Raw genomic sequence first — 3,757 nt, forward strand, 5'->3', positions numbered from 1 at the left:
GGTTGGGGTGGGGGTGTCTCCGCAGGCGAGAACCCCAACGAGGAGAGAGCCCTCACCCGCCGCGCGCGGGACGATGCTTCGCATCGCCCGGGGCGCGCCGACCTCTCCCGCAAGCGGGAGAGGTGAAGCGGCACCGCCGCCTTGGCCGGCATCGTCCTCAGCCGTCGCCGTTGAGTCTCGCGAAATCGTCGAACAGGGCGGCCACCAGGGCGCGGTGGCGGGTGTCTTCGGTGGGCAGGCTCGCGGCATAGAGGTTGAGCAAATGGCGGGCCTTCACCGCGGCCTCGGGCCAGGACATCGCAGGCACCGTCATCATGCGGTTTTCCAGATCGGCCTCGCGCTCGCGCAGCTCCCTGACATTGGCCTCGACCTCGGCCAGCGCGCGGCGCAGATCGGTCGCCTTCTGCGCGGCCATGCCGCGGTGCTTGTCGAGATCGACGGTGTGGTCAGTCATGTGGCGGCGCTCGCGTCGGCGGCCTGCGCATTGGCAAGGTCGACCGAGCCGATCGACAGCATCTCCACCGCGCCGTGCGCGCCTTCGGCAGGCACCGTGATCATGGTGGCGATGCGGCGATAGGCCGAGAAGGTCAGGCTCTCGATCGTCTCCTCGTCGGTGACGACCTCATAGGCGCCGGCCGGCAACTCGCGCGCGATGCCGCGGATGTGGAATGGATGCTTGAAGGTGATTGTTTCTCGCCGCGAGCGGATGGTCATGCACGCCTGCCTTTCGCAAAGGGGGGCCCCAACCGACGCCAGCTGCCTGTGACCATGCGCCCCTTGCCGGGCAATAGCCAGCCTTAATGTCCGCGCACGGGCGCTTGCGCCGCAGCGCGGCACTGTCGCGCGCCCTTTTAGCTCTCGCTATGGGCGTGACGCAGGCGTAGGCTCGCTTGCATCATCGCATCTCGGATCCGGGCGAACTCAGACCAGCACAGGAGACGGACGTCATGGCCAAGGGACAACAACGCAGCAATCGCGAAACCAAGAAGCCGAAAAAAGACAAAGCCAAGGTGATCGCCGCAGCGCCCAGCCGCAAGGAAGCCGGCTGGCAGCCGGATTTCGGGCCGGCGAAGAAGAAGTAGGTTTAAGCGGCGCAGGGATCCTTACCCTCCCCTGGAGGGGGAGGGTCGCTACGCATGGAGCGTAGCGCAATGCGTAGCGGGGTGGGGTGACGGTCTCTCCGCATCGCACACTGCCCGTGTTGAGAGATCACCCCACCCCGTCTCGCATCGCTATCGCGCTGCGAGCCGACCCTCCCCCTCCAGGGGAGGGTAAGAGAGCGCCACCGTCTCCTCTCCTCCGCGCATTTGGGCTATACTCGCCGGGGTAGTATCACCCGGAGGGGCCACCTGTGGAGCACGAGCACATATCCGAGCCGAAAAACCTCGTTATCTGCTGCGACGGCACCGGCAACGAGATCTCGGAGAACATCTCCAACGTCCTGAAACTGTATCGCTGCCTGCGCAAGACCGACAAGACGCGGCCGCGGCAGCTGGTGTATTATGATCCCGGCGTCGGCACGGTGACGGAGCCGTCGACGTGGCACCGCTTCAAGGCCAACATCAATCTGGTGCTGGGGCTCGCCACCGGCTACGGGCTCGACGACAACGTGCTCTCGGCCTACCGCTTCCTGGTCGAGAATTATGTGCCGGGCGACAAGATCTACCTGTTCGGCTTTTCGCGCGGCGCCTACACGGTGCGGGTGCTCGCGGGGCTGATCCACAAGATCGGGCTGATCTCGCCGGAGCAGGCCAACCTCGCAGGCTCGGGCCTCGTCGCCTACAAGCAATATTCGGGATCGGGGCGCGGCAACGATGTCGCCGACCTCACCGACGTCGGCAGCGACGAGGACGGGCCGCTGCCCAAGGACAAGTTCGATCTCGCCGCGCAGTTCGCCCGCATCACCTCGTCGCGCTGGCCGACCATCCATTTCATCGGCGTGTGGGACACGGTGGCGAGCGTGATCGTACCGCGCGCCGACCGGTTCTATCTGCCGAGCTTCGAGGAGCTCGCCTTCACGCTGCGAAATCCGAGCGTGCAGATCTTTCGCCAGGCGATCTCGATCGACGAGCGGCGCTGCATGTTCCGCCTGAAACAGTGGGAGGCGCCGCAGGAATATTGGAGCAACCGCTTCGTGCCCGACGACAAGAAGGGGCCGCAGGACATTCTGCAGGTGTGGTTCTCAGGCGTGCATTGCGACGTCGGCGGCGGCTATCCGGAGACCGAGAGCGCGGTGTCGAAATATCCGTTGATCTGGATGCTGGAGGAAGCGGACAAAGCGGGGCTGAAGTTCAATCCGCGCACGGTGAACCAGCTCGCCTGGGGCGTCCAGCGCAAGAACTCACCGTTCAAATATGTCGCGCCGGATGTGGGCGGCAAGCTGCACGATTCGATGAATGCGGCCTGGCGGCTGCTGGAGTTCGTGCCGAAGCGCGCGACCTACAAGGAATGGCCGGAGCGGACAGTGGTGCTCGGCTTCTACATCCCCGACTGCGAGCCGCGCGTGATCCCCGAAGGCGCCCATGTGCATGAGAGCGTGGTGAAGCGGATGGCAAGCATGCCGGATTACCGGCCGGTGAACATGCCGAAGAGTTTTGTGACAGTGCCGATGCCGGTGCGGGAGGGAGTGGAGGTCGCGGCGGAGGTGGAGGTGTGCGACTTTCCTTCTCCCCCTGTGGGAGAAGGTGGCTTCGCGGCACGCGAAGCCGGATGAGGGGTTGTCGCCGCGAACCAGGACGATGGCAGAGCCAGCCGCGACAAGATGTCTCGCGGCCGGTCGGTCGGCTAGCGCAGAGATTGTGAGCTGGATCATGCGCATCCGGCTTAGTTAGTTCGTATCCTCCTTGCACCCGACCTTCACCAACGAAGGTGAATTCGACCAAGGAGATTTTCCAATGACGAAGTCCTCATTTCCCGTCGCGCATTTTTCCATGACACACTCTGCGATTGCGCTCGGCGTTGCGGCCGCGGCGATGTGGTCGGCGGCGGCCGAGGCTGCCAACGACAAGCACTATGGCGTGGTCTGCCTGAGGAACGACACCAGGGCCAATATCACCTACATGCGCAAGGTCGGCGACGGCGACTGGGAGACTCGCTTCCTCTCGCCCGGCGACGCCTGGAAGATCGCGCACCGCTACGATCGCTCGAACGAGAACTCCTCGCCGAAGGTCCACGTCAAGTACGACGCCGACGCGACGGGCCGGAAATTCACCCAGTTCAAGGACCTCGAGCGCCGGGCCGCCGTCGGCGATAGCTGCCAGGAAGCCAACGTCTATGCCTTCCAGTACGAGGCGAGCAACCGCAGCTTCATCTCGCTCGAACGCGTGCGCTAGGACCAGGGTCGAGCGAGGCGCGGGCAGCGCCCCACCTCGCTACCACCATTTTTCATTAAAATTCTCACCCGCGCCTTAGCCGTATCGCATCAACTTATCCGGCATCATTGCAACCCACCACCGCGAGCCCTGCGGAATTGGAGGAGAGTGCCAATGCATCCGCGACGACATGCCCGGGTCAAACCCGCAGGCCTGGTGTCCCGCCAGGCCAAGATCATCACCGACCCCCGCGCGCCGGTGATCCCGTGCACGCTGATCGACTATTCGCCCGGCGGCGCCTGCGTCGATCTCGGCGGCCAGGTGAAAATCCCCGACCGCTTCGAGCTGCTCCACGTCAACACCAAAAAACGCTGCCGCATCGCCTGGAAGCGCGGCACGCGCGTGGGCGTGGTGTTTTGAGGGATCTGCTTACCCTCCCCTGGAGG

6 protein-coding genes are annotated in these 3,757 nt (G+C 64.6%); 4 read left to right on the forward strand and 2 right to left on the reverse strand.

Annotated features, from left to right (window positions below; all coding sequences use genetic code 11):
* Positions 1 to 157: 157 nt before the first annotated feature.
* Positions 158 to 454, reverse strand: coding sequence for a hypothetical protein (locus FXV83_RS37515; RefSeq protein WP_148744803.1), 297 nt, complete (start codon positions 452 to 454; stop codon positions 158 to 160).
* Positions 451 to 714 (reverse strand): hypothetical protein, encoded by a 264-nt coding sequence (locus tag FXV83_RS37520; protein WP_148744805.1) that lies wholly within the window; start codon positions 712 to 714, stop codon positions 451 to 453. Before FXV83_RS37520 ends, FXV83_RS37515 begins: the two co-directional genes overlap by 4 nt.
* A gap of 233 nt (positions 715 to 947) precedes the next feature.
* On the opposite strand from FXV83_RS37520, the gene FXV83_RS45025 reads away from it, so the two are divergent.
* From FXV83_RS45025 to FXV83_RS37540, 4 genes are all read left to right on the forward strand, one after another.
* A complete protein-coding gene (locus tag FXV83_RS45025) occupies positions 948 to 1,082 on the forward strand; it encodes a hypothetical protein (protein ID WP_283811745.1) in 135 nt (44 codons plus the stop codon).
* A 269-nt stretch (positions 1,083 to 1,351) separates the two neighbouring features.
* On the forward strand, positions 1,352 to 2,713 hold the full coding sequence (locus tag FXV83_RS37530) for a T6SS phospholipase effector Tle1-like catalytic domain-containing protein (RefSeq protein ID WP_148744809.1): 1,362 nt from the start codon (positions 1,352 to 1,354) through the stop codon (positions 2,711 to 2,713).
* Positions 2,714 to 2,894: 181 nt separating this feature from the next.
* Entirely contained in the window at positions 2,895 to 3,332 is a 438-nt protein-coding gene (locus FXV83_RS37535) for a hypothetical protein (protein WP_148744811.1), read from the forward strand.
* Positions 3,333 to 3,485: 153 nt separating this feature from the next.
* A complete protein-coding gene (locus FXV83_RS37540; protein ID WP_187436442.1) occupies positions 3,486 to 3,731 on the forward strand; it encodes a PilZ domain-containing protein in 246 nt (81 codons plus the stop codon).
* The last annotated feature ends 26 nt before the right edge of the window (positions 3,732 to 3,757 follow it).

This window comes from Bradyrhizobium hipponense (assembly GCF_008123965.1).
Classification (GTDB): domain Bacteria; phylum Pseudomonadota; class Alphaproteobacteria; order Rhizobiales; family Xanthobacteraceae; genus Bradyrhizobium; species Bradyrhizobium hipponense.

What these genes read in the sequence shown, in the direction of transcription:
- FXV83_RS37515 (WP_148744803.1), bottom strand. Translation starts at nt 454, where the DNA reads ATGACTGACCACACCGTCGATCTCGACAAGCACCGCGGCATGGCCGCG.
- FXV83_RS37520 (WP_148744805.1), bottom strand. Translation starts at nt 714, where the DNA reads ATGACCATCCGCTCGCGGCGAGAAACAATCACCTTCAAGCATCCATTC.
- FXV83_RS45025 (WP_283811745.1), top strand. Translation starts at nt 948, where the DNA reads ATGGCCAAGGGACAACAACGCAGCAATCGCGAAACCAAGAAGCCGAAA.
- FXV83_RS37535 (WP_148744811.1), top strand. Translation starts at nt 2,895, where the DNA reads ATGACGAAGTCCTCATTTCCCGTCGCGCATTTTTCCATGACACACTCT.
- FXV83_RS37540 (WP_187436442.1), top strand. Translation starts at nt 3,486, where the DNA reads ATGCATCCGCGACGACATGCCCGGGTCAAACCCGCAGGCCTGGTGTCC.